We start from the raw sequence: 20,316 nt of genomic DNA, 5'->3' as shown, positions 1-20,316 counted from the left end.
ACTAGACGAGCAGACACCACCCCTCAAGTACTTATCAGCACGATCCTGCGGTTCGTCACTGGTATTGGACGACTAGTCGGCTTACCAGCAGCAGGAGCAATCTTGTTTTTTCAGGGTTGGCGCTTAGACCCGATTCTTCAGGCAGCCGTGCTTCTTCTCACTTTCGGTGTGGTCTTGGAGTCCAGCAGTGGGATAGTCGCTGACTACAACGCATGGCGAGCCAGAACAGGGCGTGCAACGGCTGTGATTCCAGTTGCCGAGCAGCCATCAGACGACGCATGAGCCCTCTACTGCTGCTGGTTGGTTTAGGGATAGGCGGTTATCTCGCCGTATGGCGCAATAAGCGAGCCTTAAAAGCCAAAGCAAGGCGCAGGCGTTAGGTGTCTTCAGCTAGCTGGATGATCGCTCGCAAGTTCCGCCACTGCTGAGCCGTCCATGGCGGGGCTGACCAACAACTTGGATCAATAAATGCCGCAGCCCGTGCCTCCCAGCTATCAGCCTCGCGGCTCTCAATCCATTCGTTAATTGGTGCCATCGCTTCATCTAACGCCTCCTCGCTCAACGCAGACTCCTGATGCCATATCGGTGAGTCTGCATTGAGTCTGGTGTGGTTCTGGACATGCTTCTGCAATGAAGGCAACCCATAGGGCTCTGTCTCTAGGTAAAGCGCCCTTTTGTCCGGTCCATCACGCAAATAATCCTTTAGCTGTCCCTTACGGTGCAGGCGCCGCAATGTGACGCATGACTTAAAGCCCAGATGGGCACTTGCTTTGCTCAGGTTTAATACTGTCATTATCGAACTAGGTGATTGGTCGAGAAATTGCAGTAGCTAGATGAATAACGCGCGCACGAACGACCCACATTGGTTGGCTTTAGAAGGACCCTGGCCTAATTGGATTTACGTCAAAATCACTCGTCAATAAACTCTGTTGTGGGCATGCCTTCAGCAGAAGCAACTGTCACCCAAAGAATTGTCGGCTTTTTGCCAACGTTCTCACTGTAGTGAGGCGAATCAACTCCTTTTAAAAAGGCTTGACCGGGTTTGAAAATAGTTTTGATTTCGCTTCCATCGGACATCACTCGAGTATTCATCAATGAACCAGAGTTAACTCCTTGCACATAAACCATCATTGGAGCTGGGTGCTTGTGCAAAGGAATCTTTCCACCAACTGGTATTTCGACTCTGTAAAGGCGCAACTCTGCTTTACCTGCCGGGTACTTAAGTGCAGTTCCATCCAGAGTCTTAGAACTAGTCAAAACCTCTTGGATTGAAGGCTTTGTTGAAGCTGACGATGTTTCAGCTTTTTGATTTGAACTACATGCGGCTAATGCCAAGGCGATGGTGCCGAATGCGAGAAGGCGCTTCATCCAATTAGTGATTCTTGATTAATTCTGACCTACTGGTTTGAAACAAGCTATGGAAGAAAGCCCGAGGGTTCTACAATTCCCTCGGGCAGCACTGCACCGGAGCAGGCAACGTTCGCGTATGCGATCGCGTCCTGCATCACAGCGAATGGATCTTTTGGGCGGCACACCAACACACCAGAAATCCAGGTCCCCTTACTCACATTCAGAGAAAGCTCAGCACAATTGCCAAAACAACTGTGCTGAGTGCCAGGCGGCTCAAACCCCTTGCCTTGAAAGGGCAAGCTCGACACAGGCTTACCTGGCGGCGCCTGTGTCTCCCGTGCCACGCCAGTGCCATTTACGCGTCCTGCCAAGCAAAGGATCCTTAGTGGCATTTCGCTCCTGAACAAAGCCCAACTCCCTGAGGCATTGAGCCATCTGTCGCATCTCCCGTTGCCCAGCCGGGCGCCCTTCGCAGACCCCTGACTCATCAAGGGCGTAGCGAGTGACGAAACCACTTGAGCGTGCCTTGAGCTTCCCGAGGCATCTCTCCTCCACTGCTGAGAGGTAGATGTTCTCGCTGCGGAAGCCTTGATTCCGCTGATCGCTAAGGGCTTGCTCAGCCTGGTGCAAGCAAGGACGCTTCCCCGCCCTGTATTGGGCAATAGCAGCCTTCCAGATGCGATCTCGATCGTGGCTCAGCTTGTGGGTGTCGATGACGTGCCGACCAAGATCAACGACCCAAAACCGACGATCGCCCGTTTGGTCCTTGAGGAACTCATCACCATTGACGGAGGCGACCATGATTGAACGCCTCTTCAGGCGCTCATAGGACCTCCCGTAGGGCACACGACAGAGGTCTGTCCTGGTGGTGATGTGGTTTTTGAGAGCTCCTGTCGATCGCTTGCCCGTGATGTGTTCCAACTCTGCAAGCTCCGTAATCCAGACGCGATGCGCTGCAACCGTCATGTCCTTGGCCTGATCATGCGTAGAGGAAGAAAACCAATCGGGGTTGGGGACAAGCGCCTGGAAGCTTGAGCTTTTCCGGATGCCCTGAGCCCCTTTAAGCGTCAGGACAAAATCGAACTGACAGCCCGGCCGAAACACCCGCCAGACAGCACCAAGCAAAGCGGCATTCCACATCGCGTCATACAGCGGGTCTGAAGTCCCGAAGTAATCCGCCGAGAAGGTAGATAGGTCGACAGGCCGAATTGATTCGTCCTGTTCGAGCTCTTCTAAATACCTCTGCACCGGGTGATAGCGACCCTCCCGCGCAACTTTCAGGACCGTGTCAGCAGCTGTTTTGGGATTGGACTCATAACCAACCTCAGACAGGCCGATGTATGCCTCCTCAATATCCGCAACCGACAGAGGTCTGCCATCAAGCTCAACCTCCTGGGTCAGCTCATTGAAAGCCAGCCGATACGGGGCATTCCGCCAAATCGCACATAGTTCAGCAGGCTTTAAATGCCGCTTCTTGGCTTCGGCGCAAGGCACCAGGTCTTTAGTGAGATGTCTCATCGCTCAAGACACCCCTTGCTGATATCGAACCTGAAGGCCACGCTCGTTGAACGCATCACGAACGAGAGCAACGTTCCAGGTGATGGCGCTGTTTTTGCTTGGGCCCAGGTTGTAGTGGACTTTGTTTTCTAGGAATCCACCCCTGGATTCCATCTTTCGCTTCAGCGTGTCTTTGCTGATGCCCAGCTCGCTAGCTGCTGCTGGTGTCGGTTTCCATTGATGCATTGGTACTCAACGAAGGATCAGGATTCGTTGAGGGCAACTTTTCTCTGATTGCTGCTGCTGCTGGATCACGCTTGCCCCGATGAAGAGCAATGACCTGATCAGCGATTTCAGGCACCGGCCGAGTTACACAAACCAGCTCGGTCATCTGACGTACATGCTCAGCCTCACCTTTGCCATTGGCGGTGTACTGAGCCAAAGAAGGGCTAATGCGAATGTCTTGACCATTCACACGAACCTCAGTCAGAGACTGTCGGCGGTATTTGTTGCGGTTGCGGGGCATGAAGCAGCAATAGGAGTTCCCTCATTACTGACCTGATCCACCCAGTAACCAGCTTCCTGGCCTAGTACCAAGCCACGACTAGATGAGGTCGTGGGTGCGTAGCGGTCAAGGGATTGGAAGGCCCTAGTGCGATACGCCTGTCAATACAAAAACACTACATGAGGCGGCAAGAAGCTGCATGCAGCCAATGAGCCACCACAAATAGTGCGCAACCCCCGAATGAGCCAATTGGACTCAATGCGGAAGTCAGACTCAAAAATCAGACTCACCGTCGTGAGACGGTGTCTGAGATCTCAATGGAGCCAAGGAGACTCGAACTCCTGACCCCCTGCATGCCATGCAGGTGCTCTACCAGCTGAGCTATGGCCCCATGTCGACGTGGTGGCTTCAGAGCCGCCGCCGTCGGGTTACAGCTTACACCGCGGGAGCCTCAGACCTGGCGCCAGACGGCAACCAAGCGACCCTGCACCTCCACCTGTTCGGCGGGAAGCTCAATCGGTTGGTAAGCCGGGTTGGCAGCTTCCAGCACCACCGTCGCCCCCTGGCGATGGAAATGCTTGAGCGTGGTGCCACTGCCAGCCACCAGAGCACTCACCACCGTGCCGTTGCGCAGCCGCTGGGGATCCTGCACCGGCTCCATCAACACCACATCACCATCGGCGATATGGGAGTCGACCATCGAGTCGCCATTCACCGTCAGGGCAAACAGGCCACGGGTCTCCAGCACCGGCGCCAGGTCCAGATGCTCCTGAACATCATCAAAAGCCGTCACCAAGCCACCGGCTGCAACGGCGCCCAGCACGGGAATCCCGGCGGCACCCACCATGTCGCCCAAGAGCTGCAGCGTGCGCGCCTGGCCTTCCTGCCAGGTGATCCATCCCTTCTGCTGAAGATGGCGCAACCGGCTCTGGATCGGCGCAGGAGAGCGCAGTCCCATCGCCTGCATCATCTGGCGAATCGAAGGGCTGTGGCGATGGGTGCCGATGTAGTCCGCCAGCCAGTCGTAAAGCTCTTGCTGAGCAGTGGTGAGGGGCTCCTGGGGGGGACGGGTCACCGCAAGAAAAGGTTCGGGCAATACATTTGTACCGCTCCTTGCCGTGTGCCGCAAGCGCAGGCTCCGCTCAAACCAGCCTCCACACCGCAGCCTCGGGAATGCTCGGCGCCAGGTTCAGGTCTTTCGGCTCCTTGAACACCACACGCCATTCGGGAACCCGGCAGGAGACATAGCCGGGGTGCTCAATCAGCAGCCCCGGCTGCTCGGTTGTGCTTGCCACCCAGCCCGACATCCAGTGCCCCTCCTCCGAGAGGCCACCTTTGAACCAAACCCAGCAGCGTTCCTTACGCATCGCGATGCTCTTCAGCGGTTTTTGTACGACTCAAGCTGTTGCGGACAGGCCGCCATCAGATACCCCATCAACTGCCCGGTAATACGGGACTTTTCCTGATCGGTTGGTGCGTTAGGAACATCCTCGTAACGCATCGAGGTGTCGCGCTCAAACATGGTTTTGAGCTCAGGATCCGGCAAGGCGTAAAAAGCATCCACACCCATTTCACAGATTTTCTCGGCCGTCCATCGGGCGATGGTGCTCTGCTGTTGTTTATCGGTTGCCTGATCCGCTGACACTGCCACCGCATGGGCGGTGACGATCAACGGCACCAACCAGCGGTGGATCACCGTCACAGACCACCCATCAACGCCGCCAACAGAGCCTGTTGCGCATGCAGGCGGTTTTCGGCCTGATCAAAGATGCGGCTCGCCGTGCCCTCCATCACCTCGGCGCTGATCTCCTCACCGCGGTGGGCCGGCAGGCAGTGCAGAACGATCGCATCGGCTGCCGCCTGCTCCATCAGGGCTTGATCCACGCAGAATCCCGCAAAGGCCTGCTCCCGCTGCGCCTGTTCGGCTTCCTGACCCATGGAGGCCCAAACGTCGGTGTAGACGGCCTGGGCACCCCCCACCGCCTCACGAGGGTCCGTCACCACCTCAATCGAGGCACCGTGCTGTGCCAGGGATTGGGCCTGCTCAAGCACGCCGGGCAAAGGCTCGAAGCCCTCGGGGCAGCCGATCCGCACATTCACCCCCAGCAACGCGCCGCAGAGCATCAGGGAATGGGCCACGTTGTTGCCGTCGCCCACATAGGCCAGGGTCTGACCAGGAAGGGCGCCATGGGCTTCCTGGATGGTGAGGAAGTCGGCCAGGGCCTGGCAGGGATGCTCCAGATCGGTGAGGGCATTGATCACAGGCACAGAGGCCCAGTGGGCATAGTCCACCAGTTCCTGCTGGGCGAAGGTGCGAATCGCCAGCACATCGCAGTAACGGCTCAGAACCCGGGCCGTGTCTTCCAGTGGCTCGCCGCGGCCGAGCTGGGTGACGGAAGGATTGAGATCCACCGTCTGGCCGCCGAGGCGGGCCATGGCCACCTGAAAACTCACACGGGTTCGGGTGGAGGCCTTGCTGAAGATCAGACCCAGAACACGGTTGCCGAGATCGATCCGACGATCGCCGCTCTTCAGTTGTGCAGCCAGATCCAGCAACGCTGCTGTTTCCCCAGCGGAACAATCCGCAGAGGAAAGGAAGTCACGTCCGCACAGCGGAGAGAGGACAGCAGCAACGCCCGCAGAAGCGGTAGCCATCGCGACGGTTCAAAGGACTGTTATCGGGGATGAGGCCCGCTGCCGTCAAGCGGTCACACCGGAAGGCAGCACACTCGCCTCGAGCATCTGCTTGAGGTCATCCCCCTCGATCACCTCTTTCTCGAGGATCTTCTGGGCGATCGTCTCGAGCAGCGCCATGTTCTCCCGCAGGATCGCGAGGGCATCGTCGTGGGCCTGGTCCACCAGCCCGCGAACCTCCTTATCAATGGCCTGAGCCGTGGCATCACTCACCGAGCGGCGTGGGTTGTTGCCTCCACCAAGGAAACGGCCACCGCCCTGCTTGTCGTAGGCCAAGGGCCCCAGGGTGTCGCTCATGCCATAGGTGCCCACCATCTGCTCAGCCAGATCGGTGGCCCGCTGCAGATCGTTGGCAGCACCCGTGGTGATCTTGCCGAAGACAATCTCCTCAGCCGAGCGACCGCCCAGAAGCGTGGCGATCTGGCCCTGGAGTTCCTCCTTGGAATTAAGGAAGCGCTCTTCGGTGGGCAGCTGCAGGGTGTAGCCCAAGGCGCTCATGCCACGGGGCACGATCGAGATCTTGGCCACCTTGCTGCCGCCAGGCATGAGATGGCCCACGATCGCGTGGCCCACCTCGTGATACGCCACCACCTTCTTTTCATCGTCCTGAAGGACGCGGCTCTTCTTCTCGAGACCAGCCACAACCCGCTCGATTGCTTCACCGAGATCCTGCTGCTCAACGCTGGTGCGCTGGGCACGCGCTGCGAGCAGGGCAGCTTCATTCACCAGGTTGGCCAGATCAGCGCCGGCAAAACCACTGGTGGCCTGGGCGACGCTGTCAAGGTCAACACCTGCAGCGAGCTTCACCTTTTTGGCGTAGATCTCGAGGATGGTCTTGCGGCCGGAGAGGTCCGGACGGTCCACCAGCACTTGCCGGTCGAAACGGCCGGGACGCAGCAGAGCTGCATCGAGCACCTCGGGCTGGTTGGTGGCCGCCAGAACGATCACCGGCTTGTCCTGGGCTGTAAAGCCATCCATCTCGGTGAGCAGCTGGTTGAGGGTCTGCTCCCGTTCGTCGTTGCCGCCGACAACGCCCATGGAGCCCGAACGGCTCTTACCTATGGCGTCCAGTTCGTCGATGAAAATGATGCAGGGCGCTTTTTTCTTTGCTTCTTCAAACAGGTCGCGGACCCGAGCGGCACCAGCACCAACGAAGAGTTCCACGAACTCCGAGCCGGAAATGATGAAGAAGGGCACCTCGGCTTCGCCGGCCACGGCCTTGGACAGCAGAGTCTTACCGGTGCCGGGAGGGCCGACCAGCAGCACACCCTTGGGAATGCGCGCACCGATCTCGGCATAGCGCTCAGGGCGCTTGAGGAAGTCGACGATCTCGGTGAGTTCCTGCTTCGCCTCATCCACGCCCGCCACATCGGCGAAGGTGATCCGCGACTCCTCATCGGGCACGTACACCTTGGCCTTGCTCTTGGTGAAGCTCAACGCCCCCTGAGCACCACCGCCCATCGAGCGGCGGGCGAAGAACTGCAGCACCAGGATGAAGATCAGGGGCGGCACCACCCAGCTGAGGATGGTGGTGAAGATGTTCGGCTTCTTCGGGGGAGCTGCCGCGAACTCAACGCCCTTGGTCTCGAGGCGTTGGGGCAGATCCATGTCGAAGATCGGCGTGGTGGCCAGCACCGGAGGCGTGCCCTCCTCGGGATCGCTCAGCTCGTAGCGAATCTGGTCTTGCGTGATGAAGGCCCGCTTCACCGCACCGTCATTCACCTGGTCGATGAACAGGGAGTAAGGCACCCGCGGCACCTGCTGCATGCCATTGCTGGGGAGGAAGCTGCTAGCCAGCAGCAACACCCCGAAGCCAATCAGCACCAGGTTGATGATCCCGAAGCGACGGTTCGGCTGGTTGTCGTCCTGGCGGATCGGCATGGATGGCCTGAGAGTTCCGACACGCTACGAGGGATCTCTGGCAATCAACGGGTGTAAGAACCGAACGGCGCCTAGCGTCTGTCCATGTGTGGTCGCTACTGCCTCGACACGCCTCGCGCGGAATTGCAGCAGCTGCTGCGCAACTGGTTGCGGCCGGAGGACAGCGCCTGGCTGGAGCATTACGCCCCCCGCGAGCTGATCCGCCCCCATGAGCCGGTGCTGGCGGTACGGCGTGAGCACGGTGAAGACCATCTCTCCCACATGCTCTGGGGCCTTCTGCCGGGCTGGGTCAAGGACCCGCTGCAGGGGCCGCGACCGATCAATGCCCGCGCCGAAACAATCGCGGAGAAAGCCTCCTTTCGCGGGCCATGGCGTCATCACCGCTGCCTTCTGCCCAGCACGGGCTTTTTTGAAAAGGGGCATCTGATCCAGCGCAAAGACCGGCAGATGTTCTGGCTGGCCGGTGTCTGGGACCGCTGGATCGGCCCCGATGGCAGTGAAGTGGAGACCTGCTGCGTGATCACGACGCAGCCCAACAGCCTGGTGGCCCCATTGCACGATCGGATGCCGGTGATCATCCCCGAGGGGTTGGAGAGCATCTGGCTGGAACCGGGTGATGGAGCCCACCGACGCGCCCTCGAGCCGATGCTCACGCCAGCGCCAGCGGAGCCATGGGACTGCCGAGCACGCAAGCCTGCTGCCCCCGCCAACAAGCACCGGCAACTCTCCTTGCTCGATTGAGCAAGGCTTGACAGCAGCAGCTCACTGCCGAACCTGGGGGCAGCGACAGTGGCCAAGGTGCTGGTGGGACTGGTTCAGCGGCTCCTGCGGCGTGATGACACACAGCTGAAGCTGCTGTTGCTCAGCACTGTGATTGCCACCGTGGGCTTCGCCTTTCCCCGCCTGGTGTGGGCGACCTACATCGGCTACAGCCTGATTGCCTTGCTGCTCACCCAGGTGATGGTGGGGAGCAGCAACGCTCCGAACTGGAGTGATGCGCTGTATCGGGGTCTGGGGCTGATGGCCGTGGTGACCATGTGGCTCTGGCTGCTCACGCCCCTGGAGCTGATCTACAGCGGCATGCCGCTGGCCCTGAGTTGGAGCGTGCTGGTGGGCTGGAGTGTGATCCGCCTGGTGACCCGCTTCGCCAACACCAGACGCGTCACCGAAGCGCTGCTGATGGGTGCCACTGCGGGATACCTGCACATCGGCCTCGCCGCCGGCCTGGTGATGAGTGCTCTGGAAACCATCCAGCCGGGCAGCTTTCAACCCCTGGAGATGGCCAACGTCGGCGATTCGAGCGTCCTGGCCAGCGCCCGCCTTTTTTCGGCAATCAACTACTACGCCTTCGTTTGCCTCACCACCGTCGGTTTTGGGGACATCAGCCCGATGCTCCCCCTGTCACGGATGGTGAGTGTGGCCACCAGCGTTGCCGGACCGCTCTACCTCGCTGCCGTGATGGGGGTGCTGATCGGCCGCTTTGCCAGCAGCCTCGATCGGCAAAGCCGGGAGCGCTGAGCTCAGCTGCCGCTGCGCCAACGCAGCAACCAGTCGTTGCCTATGGGCTCGCTCTGATGCCACTGCCCCTGCAGCACCTGATCCATGGCGCTGAAGTTCAGATCTCCAAGGGGAGTGCGGGCCGCCATGCCCCCCATCAACTTCGGAGCCACCACCGCTGCAATCTCCTGCACGCAGCCCTGGCGAATCGCAGCGGCCGCCAGCTCAGGGCCGCATTCCCAAAGCACCTGGTTGCACCCCCGTTCCGCCAGGGCCTCCATCAGCTGCTGCGGTTCACAGGCCGAAAGCCGAAGTGCCTCAGGCCCGGATGGCAAACGCCGGAGGTCGGCATCGGGGCCATGGGCCACGAGGGTCGGCGCCACCGCTGTATCCCAGAGCTGAGCCTGATCCGGCAGATCCAAACTGCGGCTCAGCACCACCCGCAGCGGTTCCGGTGAACGCCGGCCCCTGCTGGTGAGCAACGGATCATCGCCGCGCACCGTGCCGCCCCCAACCACCACGGCATCCACGCCGCTGCGCAGCCGATGCACCCAATCACGGGCGAGTGGACCACTGATCCATTGGCTGGCCCCATTGGGCAAAGCAGTGCGGCCATCCAGGCTCATGGCCCACTTCAGAACCCCGAACGGCCGGCCGGTGCGAACGCGGTGCAGAAAGGCTCGGTTCTGCTGGCGGGCCTCCTCGCGCAGCACACCACTGATCACATCCAGCCCCGCCTGCCTCAGCTGACGGATGCCGCCCCCATCCACCCGGGGATCGGGATCCTCCAGGGCGATCACAACGCGGCGAATTCCCGCGCGCAGCACCGCCTCACTGCAGGGGGGCGTGCGGCCGTGGTGGCAGCAGGGTTCAAGGGTGACCACGAGGGTTCCGCCCCGGGCCGCATCCCCGGCCTGCCGCAAGGCACCCACCTCAGCATGGGCATCTCCAGCGCGCGCATGAAAGCCTTCGCCCACAAGGCGCCCTTCGCGATCAAGAACCAGGGCCCCCACGAGAGGATTGGGACTGGTGTGACCTTCAGCAAGGGCGGCCAGGGCCAGGGCCCGCCGCATCCAGAGCTCCCACATCAGCTAAGGGGCAGCTCCTGCAGGGAACGCCATTCACCAACGACGTAGGGAGGGATCGGCAACTCGGTGAAGACACCCGGCAACGCCAGACGCAGCGGTCGGTTGTTGCTGAGATCGTCAAGCAGAGGATCGAGGGCAAATTCAGCCGCTGCGTCGCGGCCGTCGGTGGCCAGCACCGGATTGGCCAGGGTGATGTCGTCCAGCTGCCATTCGCGCCGACCCGCCAACACTTGGAGGCTCACCGGATGATCGAGCCGCAGTTTTCCGGGATAGCCCACCACGCGCAGCACCACCGGCTGGCCGGGAGGGCCTTCGCGGTAGGCCACCGCCTGCCAGCTGTCGTAATCGAGATCCCGCAGGCTCTCCAGCGAACGGACCATGGCGACGCCATCCTCGTTCTCATGCTGGTGAACCTGAGCCCAGGCCGTACCCGGCGTGAGCAGCAGCAGCCCCAGAGCAGCCAACAAACAGCAGAACAAACGGCGCATGGGCAGGAGGTGAGTGAGTGAATTCTCACAACAAACCCGAAAAGAAGGCGATTCACGCCAACAATCAACCCATGGAGGTTGCATTTCACTCGGCTCCGGGCCTCAGCACGAGCCTGCAGGCGGTGGGCTTCGAGATGGATGCGGCCCAATTGAGCCGGGGCCGGCTCAAAGGGAGCTACCGGCTGGGTGGTTCACGGCAGCTGCCGGTGTTGTCCATCCACACCAATCAAGACCTGACTGCTTCAGGGCAACCGAAGCCCTGGGGTGTTGCCCCTCAGCTTGAACACCACCGATCAGCTGCCGGTGGTTCGCGGGAAGGAAATACAACGCTGCTCACTGCATGGTTTTCATGCCGGCCTGAGCGACGCTTTTGTTCAGCTGCCGGCAGGGGCCCACATCCAGGTTGCCCTCGTCTCCCAAACACGATTTGAACAGCTCGCCACCGCCACCGGCGATCACCAGACGCTCGAGGTGATCCACAGGTCTAACTCCGCCAACCTCCACCCCCAGCGGTTTGAGGAGCTCAGCGCCTTGATCCAGGCCCAGCTGATGGGAGGGGGCCAGGAGGATCTGGTGGAAGTGGCGGCGCTGGAGGCGTTGTCACCCCATCAGCTGCAGGGAACAGCCAGTGGTGAACTCGGGGTGGGGGCAGGACTGATGAAGGATCTGGTGGCGTGGGGGTTCAAGAACACCGGCCAAGCGATCACGCTCAACGATCTCAGCGCCACGATCTTCGCCTCGCGGTCTTCGATCGTTCACCACTGCCGCCAGAGCTTCGGCACCGGCCCTATGGCGTTGCTGAAACAGTTCCGGCTCAGCCAGGTGCATCACGCCCACAGCTCCCCGGAGGTGCAGCAGACCATCGGCGGCAGCACCGTGCATGAAATTGCCTGCCATTACGGCTTCCAGAGCCGCAATCACTTCGCCAGGGATTACCGCAACCAGTTCGGTGAATCCCCAAGCGCCACGCTTCAACGGGCATCCGCTCCGGGGATGAGCATCCAGTCGGTCTCCGTGGCCCAGAGCCCCCAGATGGCCATGGCCCTGAGGTAGTGACAGGCCCGGAAGGTGTTCACCGCAGTGATCGCCTCAGGGGTGCGGAACTGCAGACCACCGGAATACACCTGCTCGACAACCGCTGAGCAGATCGCTTGCGCCGTCTGCTTGTCTCCCATCAGGCGGTAGTAGCTGGCGATCCCGAAGTTGATCCCCGTCCACACCTCGAGCGGGTGGGTGCCATTGGGATCCAAGGGCGTGCCATCGCGGCGCAGGCCGTTGGCCACACCGAGGGATCCACCATCGAAAGCCTCGAAGCAGGCCTCCTTCACGGCCTTCAAGGTGCTACGGCTGTTGTTGTCACTCACCACCGGCGGCAGGCCCAGGAGCCGTGCGTAGAAATCGCCGCAGAGCTGATCAGCCATCACCACCGGCGTGCCGCTCTCGGCATCAATGTCGTAGTACTCGCCGTTCCAGAGCAGCTTGTCGAAATTGCCTCGGGATTGCTCCAGCCAACCGCTGAATTCCCTTTGCTCAGCGGAGGTATCGAGCCCAGTGCTGAGCTGAAGCGTCTGGGCAATGGCCAGGGCAGCCTCAAGCGCAGCAATCCAGAGGGCACCGCAGTAGGCACTCACCCCTTTGAGGGGCCAGTCGTCGAAGGTCTGATCCGGAGCACCGCCGTTGTCGGGCAGGCCGTCGTTGTTCACGTCGAACGTCTTGAGGTAGCGCAGCGCCTCCACGGCCGCCGGCCAGCAATCGGCGAGGAAGCGGATGTCTTCACCACTGGGGGCGAGCTTGAACGTGCGCCACACCTGCAGCACAAAATCACTGCCGAGGTCCTTCCAGAGGTTGCAGTCTTGATAGGCGGTGTAGTTGGTCGCATCCCAGGGGATCTCGTTGGGAGCCCCCAAGTCGTGGGGGGTGGCTCCTTTCACCTTGCGGTCAGCCTCCACCCGGCCCTTGCCCTGGGTGAAGTACCAACCGATCGGGCGCTGGGTGGCATCTGCGGCCGGAATCGCCCGGGCAAAGCTGCGCAGCACGGCCTTGTCGAGTTCCGGCCAGAGCTGCAGCAGGGCCAGGGATCCGTAGAGACGAACGTCAAGACTTTCGTACCAGGCGTAGTCGAGGCACTCGAGAACGCCGAAACGACCGTAGGGATCCTCCGGTGATGCCGCACTCCAGAGACTGCCGCCACTGCAGAGGTCGTAGAGCTCATTGAACAGAGCCATCCGCAGCGGTTCCGGCAGGTCCTGGCGTTGCAGCACCGGCTGCTGCCAGGCCTCGATCTGCTGTCGCCAACTGCGCCAGTCACGCAGCGCTTCAGCAGCAATAGCAACCGCCTGGTTGGCATCCGCAGCGAAGAAATCGGTGTAACGGCGCAGCGCCTGGCTGCCGGTGGCAAAAGCCGTCACAGGCAGATCCCAGCTGATCACCAGCGGAATCTCAATGCTCTGCCCGGGGGCCAGCTGACACTGCACCGCCAGCGCAGCACTGAGGGGATCGTCGGATCCACTGCGTCGGTCGTTGTTGCTTTCAGGGATGGAGCCATCGGCACTGAAGCTGTCCCACAGCTCACGCCCATCACCGCTGGGGTTCCAACGACTGCAGCGCTGGATCGTGACCCCGGGCTGCTCGGCTGTGGCAATGCACCACTGGCCCTCACCTTCGGCAACGGGGTTGGAGACGTTGCCCTCCAGCACCACTCCCTTGAGGGAGCCATCGTCAATGCAACGGTTGCGCTGGCCGGTGGTGCTGCCGATGGCCGGGGCGTAGTTGTGCTCGGGGCTGCCGTCATCGCGGAAGTGAACCTCCGCCGAGGCATCGGTGTTGGTGAACCAGCCGGTGGTGTTGCGCCAACTCAGCAGCAACGACAAATCAAGAGGCTGATCGGTGGGATTGCGCAGCGTCCAGACGAACACCGCCACCGGGTAGCTGGTGCGCTGGTAATCACCGGGCAGGATCGGGCTGAAGGCCTCACAACGCACCTCGGCGTCATACACGCCCTCATAGCTGGTCCAGCTGAGGGGGTAACGGGCGGAATAGGTGCCGGTGCTGCGAGCCGACGTACTGGCCGGGTACCACTCCCAAGCCTTCAGCGGCTGGCCAGCCTCCGGCCGCGAGGCATCCTGGTCCGGCTGAACCGCCAGGGCGTGGGCGCGCTTGCCGCGGCCATTCCCTTCAAACAGAGCGAACTGGCAATCGGGCAGCACCCCAAACCAGTGCTCGCCGCCATCGAGGTGCCAGAGGTTGATGTTGCCGTCGGGCGCCCGCCCGAAGCAGCCAGCTCCGAAGCCCCCCAGAGGCATGCCGTGGTTGGGGCCGTCGTCGAGGTTGCTGGCATAGCGAACCGTGTAGGGCGTGTCCCAGCCCAGGCCAAAGGGTCGGCTCCAGGAGGCCTCCGGTGGCTGCCAGCCCTTGGCTTGCTTGCCGCGACCCAGCAGGGAGTTCAGAGCGGACCAACCGAACGAAGCCATGCAGGGGCCGAGAGTCGCCCCAGATTGCCAGGTTTGACGCGATCAGCCAGCCGTTGCGATCAGCCTGTAGACATCAACCTGCAGACAGTGGTGAGGGATTGTCTTCGGCATCCAGCAGGGCATCCAAGGTGACCGCCGTGCGGACCAAGGCTTGATAGCGATGCAGGCTGCGGCGGTTCTGATCCAGCCAACGGCCGGGGGCCGTCCCCTCCAGGTCGGGCTGATCGGGATCGAGCAGGGGCAGATCGTCCTGCTGAGCAATCAAGGCAATCACAAGCTCGTGCAAGCGTTGGCGACGATCGTGGGCTGGGGTCATGCCTCCTCCATCAGGTCGTTCAGGCGCTGTTCCGCCGCCAAGGGCAGGGTCACCTGATCAGCTGTGTAGCTGCGGGCCTGGGCAATCCGAGCCGACAGCGGGGCCTGCGCCACTGGCCAGCTGCTGAGCCCGCGTTCGTCATAGATCCGTTTCAGCGCAGCGAGGGGGTGGCGGATCAACTCCTCATAAGGCAATTCAACCAACTGCCCCGCAGGAATCCGGTGCCGAGACGCCTCAAAGGCCTCAAGCAGCTTGCGATGGGCAGCGACCGTTTCCTCCACCTGGGTGACGGCATCGGGCAGGGGCTGAAACCCCACCAGTGAACCCAACCGCTGCTTCACCTGAACCAGCGAGCGGATCGAATCCCGCCGATCACGCCGCAGGAGCACAAAGCGCGCCCGGGGGAAGTGGCGCAGCACCAACTCCACCCGGGCGGAATGAGCGCTGTTCTTGATCAGCAGTCCCGTCTTTCCTTTGCCGTCATGGAGCCAGGGGAGCTTGGTGAAGTGCAGCCACTGCCGCTCGAAGGCAGCGGAGGAACCCAGAACATTGCGCCGGAAAAACCAGGGATAGGCCAGGGGGAAGGCCATGCCCGCCATGTTGGTGTCGATGCTGAGTCGGGCCAGACCGAGCTCATCCTCCTGGGGGTCATTCGGACCCCAGGGCACCGCGTCGATCGGCCGCTTCCGCGTCATCCACGTTTGGAGTGCCCAGCGAATCCAGGGTTTGAGCAGCAAGGCCATCTGCGGCGCCGTGGTGAGCGAATTGCGCGCCGTGGCCAGCGTGGGGTCACAGGCCAGCAACTGATGCAGATACGTAGTGCTACTGCGCCAGTGGCCAATAACCACAATCGCATCGTCCGGCAGTTCAGCCTTCCGCAAGCGGCGAGCCCACAGCCACGACTGCAGCCAAGCCAGGGGCTCCACCAGCAGGCCACTGAGTCCCATCAAAAGGCCCACCCTCCAGCAGGAGAGGGCCGGGCGCCGCAGCTGCAAGCCTCGAAGCAGCACCGCAGGACGCAGGAAGCCCCCAGCCACCAAGCGATCCACCAGCAGATCACCCCCTGCCATGGCCCCACAAACCCTCACACCAGAATGACGGGATGATCGATGTGATCGGCACCGACGCCGGGGCGCCCGCCTCGTTGCCCGCTCCACAGCAGACATTGCTGCGGGCGGCCGCCGTGATTGCAGCACCGCAGCGGTTGCAAGCTGCTCTGCAGAAGTGGCTGGGGGACGCCAAGCCCGAGCTGCTCAGCAGCGATGACCCACGGGCTCTGGTGGACAGCATGCAATCAAGGGCGGCTGATCAAGCTGTGGTGGTGCTGGCCAGCGGCGATCCGCTGTGGTTCGGCCTGGGGCGCATCCTTTGCGACCGCATCGGGGCAGAGCGGCTGCGGTTTCATCCCGCCCCCACATCGCTGCAGCTGGCCTTCTCCCGCATCGGGCGCCCCTGGCAGGACGCCGACTGGGTGAGCCTGCACGGACGGGACCCCGACATCCTGGCCAGCACCCTGCAGAAGCGACCCGCAGCCCTGGCGGTGCTGACGGACCCGAACCAGGGGGGCGCCGGCACCGTGCAGCAGATGTTGCGCAGCAGCGGCCTGGAGGCCAGCACGGATCTGTGGCTCTGCGAAAACCTCGGCCACCCCGATGAACGGGTGCAGCTGATCGCACCAGGCACCGCACTACCAACAGATCTGCAGCCGCTGCTGATTGCACTGCTGATCGCCCGCGAACCGGCCGCACCGGATCCGCAGCAACTGCCCTTGTTCGGGCTCGATGACGGGCTCTACCTGCAGCACAGCGATCACCCCGGATTGATGACCAAGCGGGAGGTGCGCATCCAACTTCTGGCCGAACTCGCCTTGCCGCCGCAGGGCGTGCTCTGGGATCTGGGGGCCGGCACCGGCAGCGTTGGTCTGGAAGCGCTGCGCCTGCGCCCAGGGCTGCAACTGCTGGCGGTGGAACGCCGCGCCGGTGGCGCGCAACTGATCCAACGCAATGCACAACTGCTCGGCGTCAACCCTGCGGCGGTGCTGGAGGCCGACGCCACCACGGTGCTGAACGGCGGGCTCCCGAGCCAGCTCAGCCAGCCCGACCGGGTTCTGCTCGGGGGCGGGGGCGCCCAACGGGAGCGCTTGCTGCAGGAGGTGCTGACGCGACTGCGATCTGGAGGTGTTGTGGTGATCCCCCTGGCGAGCATCGAGGCCTTGGCCAGCGTTCGGCCGCTGCTCGAGAACGCTGGGTTGGCCGTGCGCGTGCAGCAACTGCAGGCCTGGCGGGGACAACCTCTGGGGGATGGCACCCGCCTGGCTCCGATGAACCCCACCTTGATCGTGACGGGAACGAAGCCGGCTCAAGCTGGCTTCACGGGGAAGACTTGAGCGGGGTGATCCGAACCGGATCGCCGATGCCAATGCCAAGCCGCTGCGCCTCACCGGCACCGATCTCAATCACCGCATCAACGAAATCAGCCCGTCCATTGCCATCGGCATCGGCGGCGTAGGAGCGACAGGGCAGGGCAGCACAGGTGGGAACGGCAGGCACCAGATCGAGCACCCGCCCATCGCGCACAAAGATCATGTCCAGTGGCGCAAGGGTGTTGAACATCCAGAAGCGCTGCGGCTGGGGGGTGGCAAAGGGAAACCACATCCCGCGCAAGGGCGGCAGAGCCGGCCTCTGCATCAAGCCCAGCCGCTGCTGCTCCGGACTGCGGGCCACCTCGAGATCAATGCAACGCTGCTGGGCCACGCACCAGCGGGCCTCAACCGGCAGCCATTGCGGCGGTAGCGCAGGGGGCAGAGCATCCATGGCCGCTCAAGCCTCCGGCAACACCTGCCCGAGGCAATAGCCCCGGCCGCGCACGGTGTGCAGCAAACGGCGTTCTCCACGGGCCTCCAGCTTCTGGCGGAGATAGCGCACATACACCTCCACAACATTGCTGCTGGAACGCTCCCCCTGCCACACCTCCTGAAGCAGCAGCTCGCGGCTCAACACCTGGCCGCGCCGCCGCAAGAGCACCTGCAACAGCAGGAATTCCCGGGCTGTCAACGCCACCACACGGTCTCCCCGCCGCACCGTTCGGTTGGCGGGATCGACACTGAGATCGTCCAGCTCAAGCAGCGCCGGTCGCTGCCCCGAGCGCTGTTGAATCGTGCGGTGCAGGCGCAGACGCAACAACAGATCGCTGGGCCCGATCTCCGAGAGCCAGAAATCATCGGCACCGCTTCCCAGGCAGGCGGCGCGAGCCTCAACGCTGTCGCGTTCCAGATCCAACAGGATCGGCATGGCCCCGAAACGGCTGCGCAGGTCTTGGATCAATGAGGCCTGATCGGCCGCCAGCACAGCGGCCACTGGAGATTCACCCGGTTCAGGGGCATGGACCGAGGGCCCGGCACTGAGCCAATCGAGGGTGGCGTAGCCCGATGCAGCCAGACGGGGCGCCAGCGACACCGCCGAAGGGCCTGCCAACAGCAACAGGGGATCAGCGTTCATTCCCGCTCGGGCTTGGCGATGTGGGGCAGGCCCCAACCCAATTTGTTGCGCAGCACCTGGAAGAACTCATGGTCGGCGAGGCGCACAAAGCGCACGGGGTGATCGCTGCGACGGATCAGCACCCGATCTTCCGGCCAGACGTAGCAACCGGCACTGCCGTCCACCACCATCATCAGCCTCTCCGGCGTGGCTGGAAAAATCGTGACGGGTTCACGGTCGCTGAACACCAGGGCGCGGGAGGCCAGGGAATGGGGCGCGATCGGGGTGAGTTGCAGCACCGGACAATCCGGCGTGATCACCGGCCCACCGGAGCTGAGGGCGTAGGCCGTTGATCCCGTCGGCGTGGAGAGGATCACACCATCGGCGGCGATGTCCACGGGGGCGTGGCGGCCGATGGCGATCTCGAAGTGACACATGCTCGTGAGCGGCTCACGGTGCAGGGCCATCTCGTTGAGAGACAGCGCCTCCCAGCGGCGCTGATCGCCCCGCATCACGCTCACCACGAGGTTGCTGCGTTCCTCGATCGTCCATTGCTGGGTGAGCACCACATCGAGGGCGCGATCCAGATCATCGAGATAGGCCTCGGCCAGAAATCCCAGGTGGCCGGTGTTGATCGTGAGAATAGGAATCCCCACTGGGGCGGTCTGCCGCGCGGCGGAAAGCACCGTGCCGTCACCCCCCAGCACGATGGCCAACACCATCGATTGATCGAAGCCCTTGGGCACACAGGCGCTGTAGCCGCGCAAGCGCAGGTGCTGATCGGGGTTGGCAAAGCCCACCATGCCCCCGGAACTGCTGGCCCGCTCCACGGCATGGCCGGCAGCCTCCAGGCGCTGCTGAATCGTGTCCGCCGTCTGCACCGCCAGCGGCTTGCCGTCATTGACGATCAGTCCGATCCGGGGCACTGATCCACGACGGGTAGAGGTCAGCCTCAGCCTATGGGACGCGCGAGAACAGAACGCCGCTCAGTAACGAAGGTTCCCGATCAGAACTGCTCGAGGAAGCGCAGATCGCTGGTGTACAGCCGGCGGATGTCGTCAATGCCATGGCGCACCATGCAGAAGCGCTCCACCCCAAGGCCCGCGGCAAAACCGCTGTAGCGCTCCGGATCGAGGCCCAGCCCTTCCAGTACGGCGGGATCCACCATGCCGCAGCCCATCACCTCCAGCCAGCGGCCGCGCCACTGCACATCCACCTCGGCGGAGGGCTCGGTGAAGGGGAAATAACTGGCCCGGAAACGCACTGGCAGGTCACCGAAGAAGGCCTTGAGGAAGGCCATCACCGTGCCGCGCAGGTGGCTGAAATCGAGCCCTTCATCAATGGCCAGCACCTCCACCTGGTGGAACACCGGCGAGTGGGTGGCATCAACGGCATCGCGGCGATACACCCGTCCGGGAGCCACGATCCGCACCGGCGGCGGGTTCTCTTCGAGGTGACGGATCTGCACCGGGGAGGTGTGGGTCCGCATCAGCAGATCACCACCGAGATAAAAGGTGTCCTGCATGTCCCGGGCTGGATGGTCCTCGGGGATGTTCAGCGCAGTGAAGTTGTAGTGGTCCCGTTCCACCTCAGGCCCCTCGGCCACGCTGTAGCCGAGGCCCAGGAACAGATCAACGATCTCTTCAGTGGTGGTGATCAGGGGATGGCGATGCCCCATCGGCACCCCGGAAGCCGGGGCGGTGACATCGAGGCTTTCCCTGGCGATGCGCTCCGCCATAGCCGCCTGCTTCACGGCCTGCAGCCGCTCTCCCAACAGCGACTGCACCTGCGTTTTCAGCACGTTGGCGCGCTGACCCACCAGGGGACGCTCCTCACCAGGCAACTTGCCCATCGCCCCGAGCACACCGGAGATGCGGCCCTTCTTGCCCAGCAGCCCGACCCGCAGTTGCTCCAGCGCAGCGGCATCGGCCGCCTCGGCGATCTCCGCCGCGGCCTGCTGCTCGAGGGCGTCGAGTTGATCGGTGAGCTGCTGCAGGGTGACCGGTGCGCTCACAGGGATGGAACAGACAGCTGCCGACTGTAAGCAGCCGTGC

The 20,316-nt window shown here is 62.6% G+C and carries 21 protein-coding genes and 1 tRNA gene; 4 read left to right on the top strand and 18 right to left on the bottom strand.

The genetic code is table 11. From position 1 onward, the window contains the following. Nucleotides 1–909 precede the first annotated feature (909 nt). The 9 genes from DXY35_RS08925 to ftsH all read right to left on the bottom strand — a co-directional run bounded on the left by DXY35_RS08925 (nucleotide 910) and on the right by ftsH (nucleotide 7,927). Nucleotides 910–1,368 carry a cupin domain-containing protein gene (locus DXY35_RS08925; RefSeq protein WP_115082013.1) on the bottom strand — a complete coding sequence of 153 codons (459 nt, stop codon included), beginning with the start codon at nucleotides 1,366–1,368 and terminating at the stop codon, nucleotides 910–912. A gap of 294 nt (nucleotides 1,369–1,662) precedes the next feature. Further along, nucleotides 1,663–2,844: a VapE domain-containing protein gene (locus DXY35_RS08920; protein ID WP_170950574.1), complete on the bottom strand. Its 1,182-nt coding sequence runs from the start codon at nucleotides 2,842–2,844 to the stop codon at nucleotides 1,663–1,665. Between the two features lie 214 nt (nucleotides 2,845–3,058). Next, the gene (locus tag DXY35_RS12490) at nucleotides 3,059–3,373 is read right to left on the bottom strand and encodes a hypothetical protein (protein ID WP_137006739.1); all 315 of its coding nucleotides are present in this window, start codon (nucleotides 3,371–3,373) and stop codon (nucleotides 3,059–3,061) included. Nucleotides 3,374–3,670: 297 nt separating this feature from the next. After that, a tRNA-Ala gene (locus DXY35_RS08905) sits at nucleotides 3,671–3,743 on the bottom strand. Nucleotides 3,744–3,803: 60 nt separating this feature from the next. Beyond that, a complete protein-coding gene (gene lexA, locus DXY35_RS08900) occupies nucleotides 3,804–4,427 on the bottom strand; it encodes a transcriptional repressor LexA (RefSeq protein WP_115082009.1) in 624 nt (207 codons plus the stop codon). Nucleotides 4,428–4,494: 67 nt separating this feature from the next. Further along, on the bottom strand, nucleotides 4,495–4,719 hold the full coding sequence (locus tag DXY35_RS08895) for a hypothetical protein (RefSeq protein ID WP_115082008.1): 225 nt from the start codon (nucleotides 4,717–4,719) through the stop codon (nucleotides 4,495–4,497). Nucleotides 4,720–4,730: 11 nt separating this feature from the next. Next, a complete protein-coding gene (locus DXY35_RS08890; protein ID WP_244273050.1) occupies nucleotides 4,731–5,048 on the bottom strand; it encodes a hypothetical protein in 318 nt (105 codons plus the stop codon). A 2-nt stretch (nucleotides 5,049–5,050) separates the two neighbouring features. Next, nucleotides 5,051–6,007 (bottom strand): ornithine carbamoyltransferase, encoded by a 957-nt coding sequence (gene argF, locus DXY35_RS08885; RefSeq protein WP_115082006.1) that lies wholly within the window; start codon nucleotides 6,005–6,007, stop codon nucleotides 5,051–5,053. Between the two features lie 45 nt (nucleotides 6,008–6,052). Next, the gene (ftsH, locus tag DXY35_RS08880) at nucleotides 6,053–7,927 is read right to left on the bottom strand and encodes an ATP-dependent zinc metalloprotease FtsH (RefSeq protein WP_006851758.1); all 1,875 of its coding nucleotides are present in this window, start codon (nucleotides 7,925–7,927) and stop codon (nucleotides 6,053–6,055) included. A gap of 84 nt (nucleotides 7,928–8,011) precedes the next feature. On the opposite strand from ftsH, the gene DXY35_RS08875 reads away from it, so the two are divergent. Both DXY35_RS08875 and DXY35_RS08870 read left to right on the top strand, forming a co-directional pair. Next, entirely contained in the window at nucleotides 8,012–8,668 is a 657-nt protein-coding gene (locus DXY35_RS08875) for an SOS response-associated peptidase (protein ID WP_115082005.1), read from the top strand. 48 nt (nucleotides 8,669–8,716) lie between these two features. After that, a complete protein-coding gene (locus tag DXY35_RS08870) occupies nucleotides 8,717–9,445 on the top strand; it encodes a potassium channel family protein (RefSeq protein WP_115082004.1) in 729 nt (242 codons plus the stop codon). Nucleotides 9,446–9,447: 2 nt separating this feature from the next. On the opposite strand, the gene ribD is transcribed toward DXY35_RS08870, so the two are convergent. After that, on the bottom strand, nucleotides 9,448–10,512 hold the full coding sequence (gene ribD / locus DXY35_RS08865) for a bifunctional diaminohydroxyphosphoribosylaminopyrimidine deaminase/5-amino-6-(5-phosphoribosylamino)uracil reductase RibD (RefSeq protein ID WP_115082003.1): 1,065 nt from the start codon (nucleotides 10,510–10,512) through the stop codon (nucleotides 9,448–9,450). Continuing rightward, nucleotides 10,512–11,000, bottom strand: coding sequence for a DUF3122 domain-containing protein (locus DXY35_RS08860; RefSeq protein WP_115082002.1), 489 nt, complete (start codon nucleotides 10,998–11,000; stop codon nucleotides 10,512–10,514). Before DXY35_RS08860 ends, ribD begins: the two co-directional genes overlap by 1 nt. Nucleotides 11,001–11,267: 267 nt before the next feature. Between DXY35_RS08860 and DXY35_RS08855 the strand changes: the two genes are divergently transcribed. Beyond that, on the top strand, nucleotides 11,268–12,053 hold the full coding sequence (locus DXY35_RS08855; protein ID WP_137006738.1) for a helix-turn-helix transcriptional regulator: 786 nt from the start codon (nucleotides 11,268–11,270) through the stop codon (nucleotides 12,051–12,053). On the opposite strand, the gene DXY35_RS08850 is transcribed toward DXY35_RS08855, so the two are convergent. The 3 genes from DXY35_RS08850 to DXY35_RS08840 all read right to left on the bottom strand — a co-directional run bounded on the left by DXY35_RS08850 (nucleotide 11,972) and on the right by DXY35_RS08840 (nucleotide 15,856). After that, nucleotides 11,972–14,470 carry a GH116 family glycosyl hydrolase gene (locus DXY35_RS08850; protein WP_115082000.1) on the bottom strand — a complete coding sequence of 833 codons (2,499 nt, stop codon included), beginning with the start codon at nucleotides 14,468–14,470 and terminating at the stop codon, nucleotides 11,972–11,974. The genes DXY35_RS08855 and DXY35_RS08850 overlap by 82 nt on opposite strands. Nucleotides 14,471–14,543: 73 nt before the next feature. After that, a complete protein-coding gene (locus DXY35_RS08845) occupies nucleotides 14,544–14,786 on the bottom strand; it encodes a hypothetical protein (protein WP_114988399.1) in 243 nt (80 codons plus the stop codon). After that, nucleotides 14,783–15,856, bottom strand: coding sequence for a sulfotransferase (locus DXY35_RS08840; RefSeq protein ID WP_115081999.1), 1,074 nt, complete (start codon nucleotides 15,854–15,856; stop codon nucleotides 14,783–14,785). Before DXY35_RS08840 ends, DXY35_RS08845 begins: the two co-directional genes overlap by 4 nt. 32 nt (nucleotides 15,857–15,888) lie before the next feature. Between DXY35_RS08840 and cbiE the strand changes: the two genes are divergently transcribed. Beyond that, nucleotides 15,889–17,172: a precorrin-6y C5,15-methyltransferase (decarboxylating) subunit CbiE gene (gene cbiE / locus DXY35_RS08835; RefSeq protein WP_115081998.1), complete on the top strand. Its 1,284-nt coding sequence runs from the start codon at nucleotides 15,889–15,891 to the stop codon at nucleotides 17,170–17,172. Here the strand turns inward: cbiE and DXY35_RS08830 are convergent. The 4 genes from DXY35_RS08830 to pheS all read right to left on the bottom strand — a co-directional run bounded on the left by DXY35_RS08830 (nucleotide 17,156) and on the right by pheS (nucleotide 20,276). After that, nucleotides 17,156–17,599: a DUF192 domain-containing protein gene (locus DXY35_RS08830; protein ID WP_115081997.1), complete on the bottom strand. Its 444-nt coding sequence runs from the start codon at nucleotides 17,597–17,599 to the stop codon at nucleotides 17,156–17,158. The two genes, cbiE and DXY35_RS08830, sit on opposite strands and share 17 nt — an antisense overlap. A gap of 6 nt (nucleotides 17,600–17,605) precedes the next feature. Beyond that, nucleotides 17,606–18,283, bottom strand: coding sequence for a response regulator transcription factor (locus DXY35_RS08825; protein WP_115081996.1), 678 nt, complete (start codon nucleotides 18,281–18,283; stop codon nucleotides 17,606–17,608). Beyond that, entirely contained in the window at nucleotides 18,280–19,188 is a 909-nt protein-coding gene (locus DXY35_RS08820) for an NAD(+) kinase (protein ID WP_006851915.1), read from the bottom strand. The genes DXY35_RS08825 and DXY35_RS08820 overlap by 4 nt, the downstream gene beginning before the upstream one ends. Nucleotides 19,189–19,268: 80 nt before the next feature. Then, complete coding sequence (gene pheS / locus DXY35_RS08815) at nucleotides 19,269–20,276, bottom strand: phenylalanine--tRNA ligase subunit alpha (protein ID WP_115081995.1); 1,008 nt, start codon at nucleotides 20,274–20,276, stop codon at nucleotides 19,269–19,271. Nucleotides 20,277–20,316 lie beyond the last annotated feature (40 nt).

This window comes from Synechococcus sp. N32 (assembly GCF_900473895.1).
Classification (GTDB): domain Bacteria; phylum Cyanobacteriota; class Cyanobacteriia; order PCC-6307; family Cyanobiaceae; genus Parasynechococcus.
The sequence above is the reverse complement of the archived record's forward strand: the minus strand, read 5'-3'. Positions and strand labels throughout refer to the sequence as shown.

Coding starts and splice junctions, on each gene's coding strand:
- DXY35_RS08925 (WP_115082013.1), bottom strand. CDS start 1,368: ATGAAGCGCCTTCTCGCATTCGGCACCATCGCCTTGGCATTAGCCGCA.
- DXY35_RS12490 (WP_137006739.1), bottom strand. CDS start 3,373: ATGCCCCGCAACCGCAACAAATACCGCCGACAGTCTCTGACTGAGGTT.
- DXY35_RS08895 (WP_115082008.1), bottom strand. CDS start 4,719: ATGCGTAAGGAACGCTGCTGGGTTTGGTTCAAAGGTGGCCTCTCGGAG.
- argF (WP_115082006.1), bottom strand. CDS start 6,007: ATGGCTACCGCTTCTGCGGGCGTTGCTGCTGTCCTCTCTCCGCTGTGC.
- ftsH (WP_006851758.1), bottom strand. CDS start 7,927: ATGCCGATCCGCCAGGACGACAACCAGCCGAACCGTCGCTTCGGGATC.
- DXY35_RS08875 (WP_115082005.1), top strand. CDS start 8,012: ATGTGTGGTCGCTACTGCCTCGACACGCCTCGCGCGGAATTGCAGCAG.
- ribD (WP_115082003.1), bottom strand. CDS start 10,512: ATGTGGGAGCTCTGGATGCGGCGGGCCCTGGCCCTGGCCGCCCTTGCT.
- DXY35_RS08860 (WP_115082002.1), bottom strand. CDS start 11,000: ATGCGCCGTTTGTTCTGCTGTTTGTTGGCTGCTCTGGGGCTGCTGCTG.
- DXY35_RS08850 (WP_115082000.1), bottom strand. CDS start 14,470: ATGGCTTCGTTCGGTTGGTCCGCTCTGAACTCCCTGCTGGGTCGCGGC.
- DXY35_RS08845 (WP_114988399.1), bottom strand. CDS start 14,786: ATGACCCCAGCCCACGATCGTCGCCAACGCTTGCACGAGCTTGTGATT.
- DXY35_RS08840 (WP_115081999.1), bottom strand. CDS start 15,856: ATGGCAGGGGGTGATCTGCTGGTGGATCGCTTGGTGGCTGGGGGCTTC.
- cbiE (WP_115081998.1), top strand. CDS start 15,889: ATGATCGATGTGATCGGCACCGACGCCGGGGCGCCCGCCTCGTTGCCC.
- DXY35_RS08830 (WP_115081997.1), bottom strand. CDS start 17,599: ATGGATGCTCTGCCCCCTGCGCTACCGCCGCAATGGCTGCCGGTTGAG.
- DXY35_RS08825 (WP_115081996.1), bottom strand. CDS start 18,283: ATGAACGCTGATCCCCTGTTGCTGTTGGCAGGCCCTTCGGCGGTGTCG.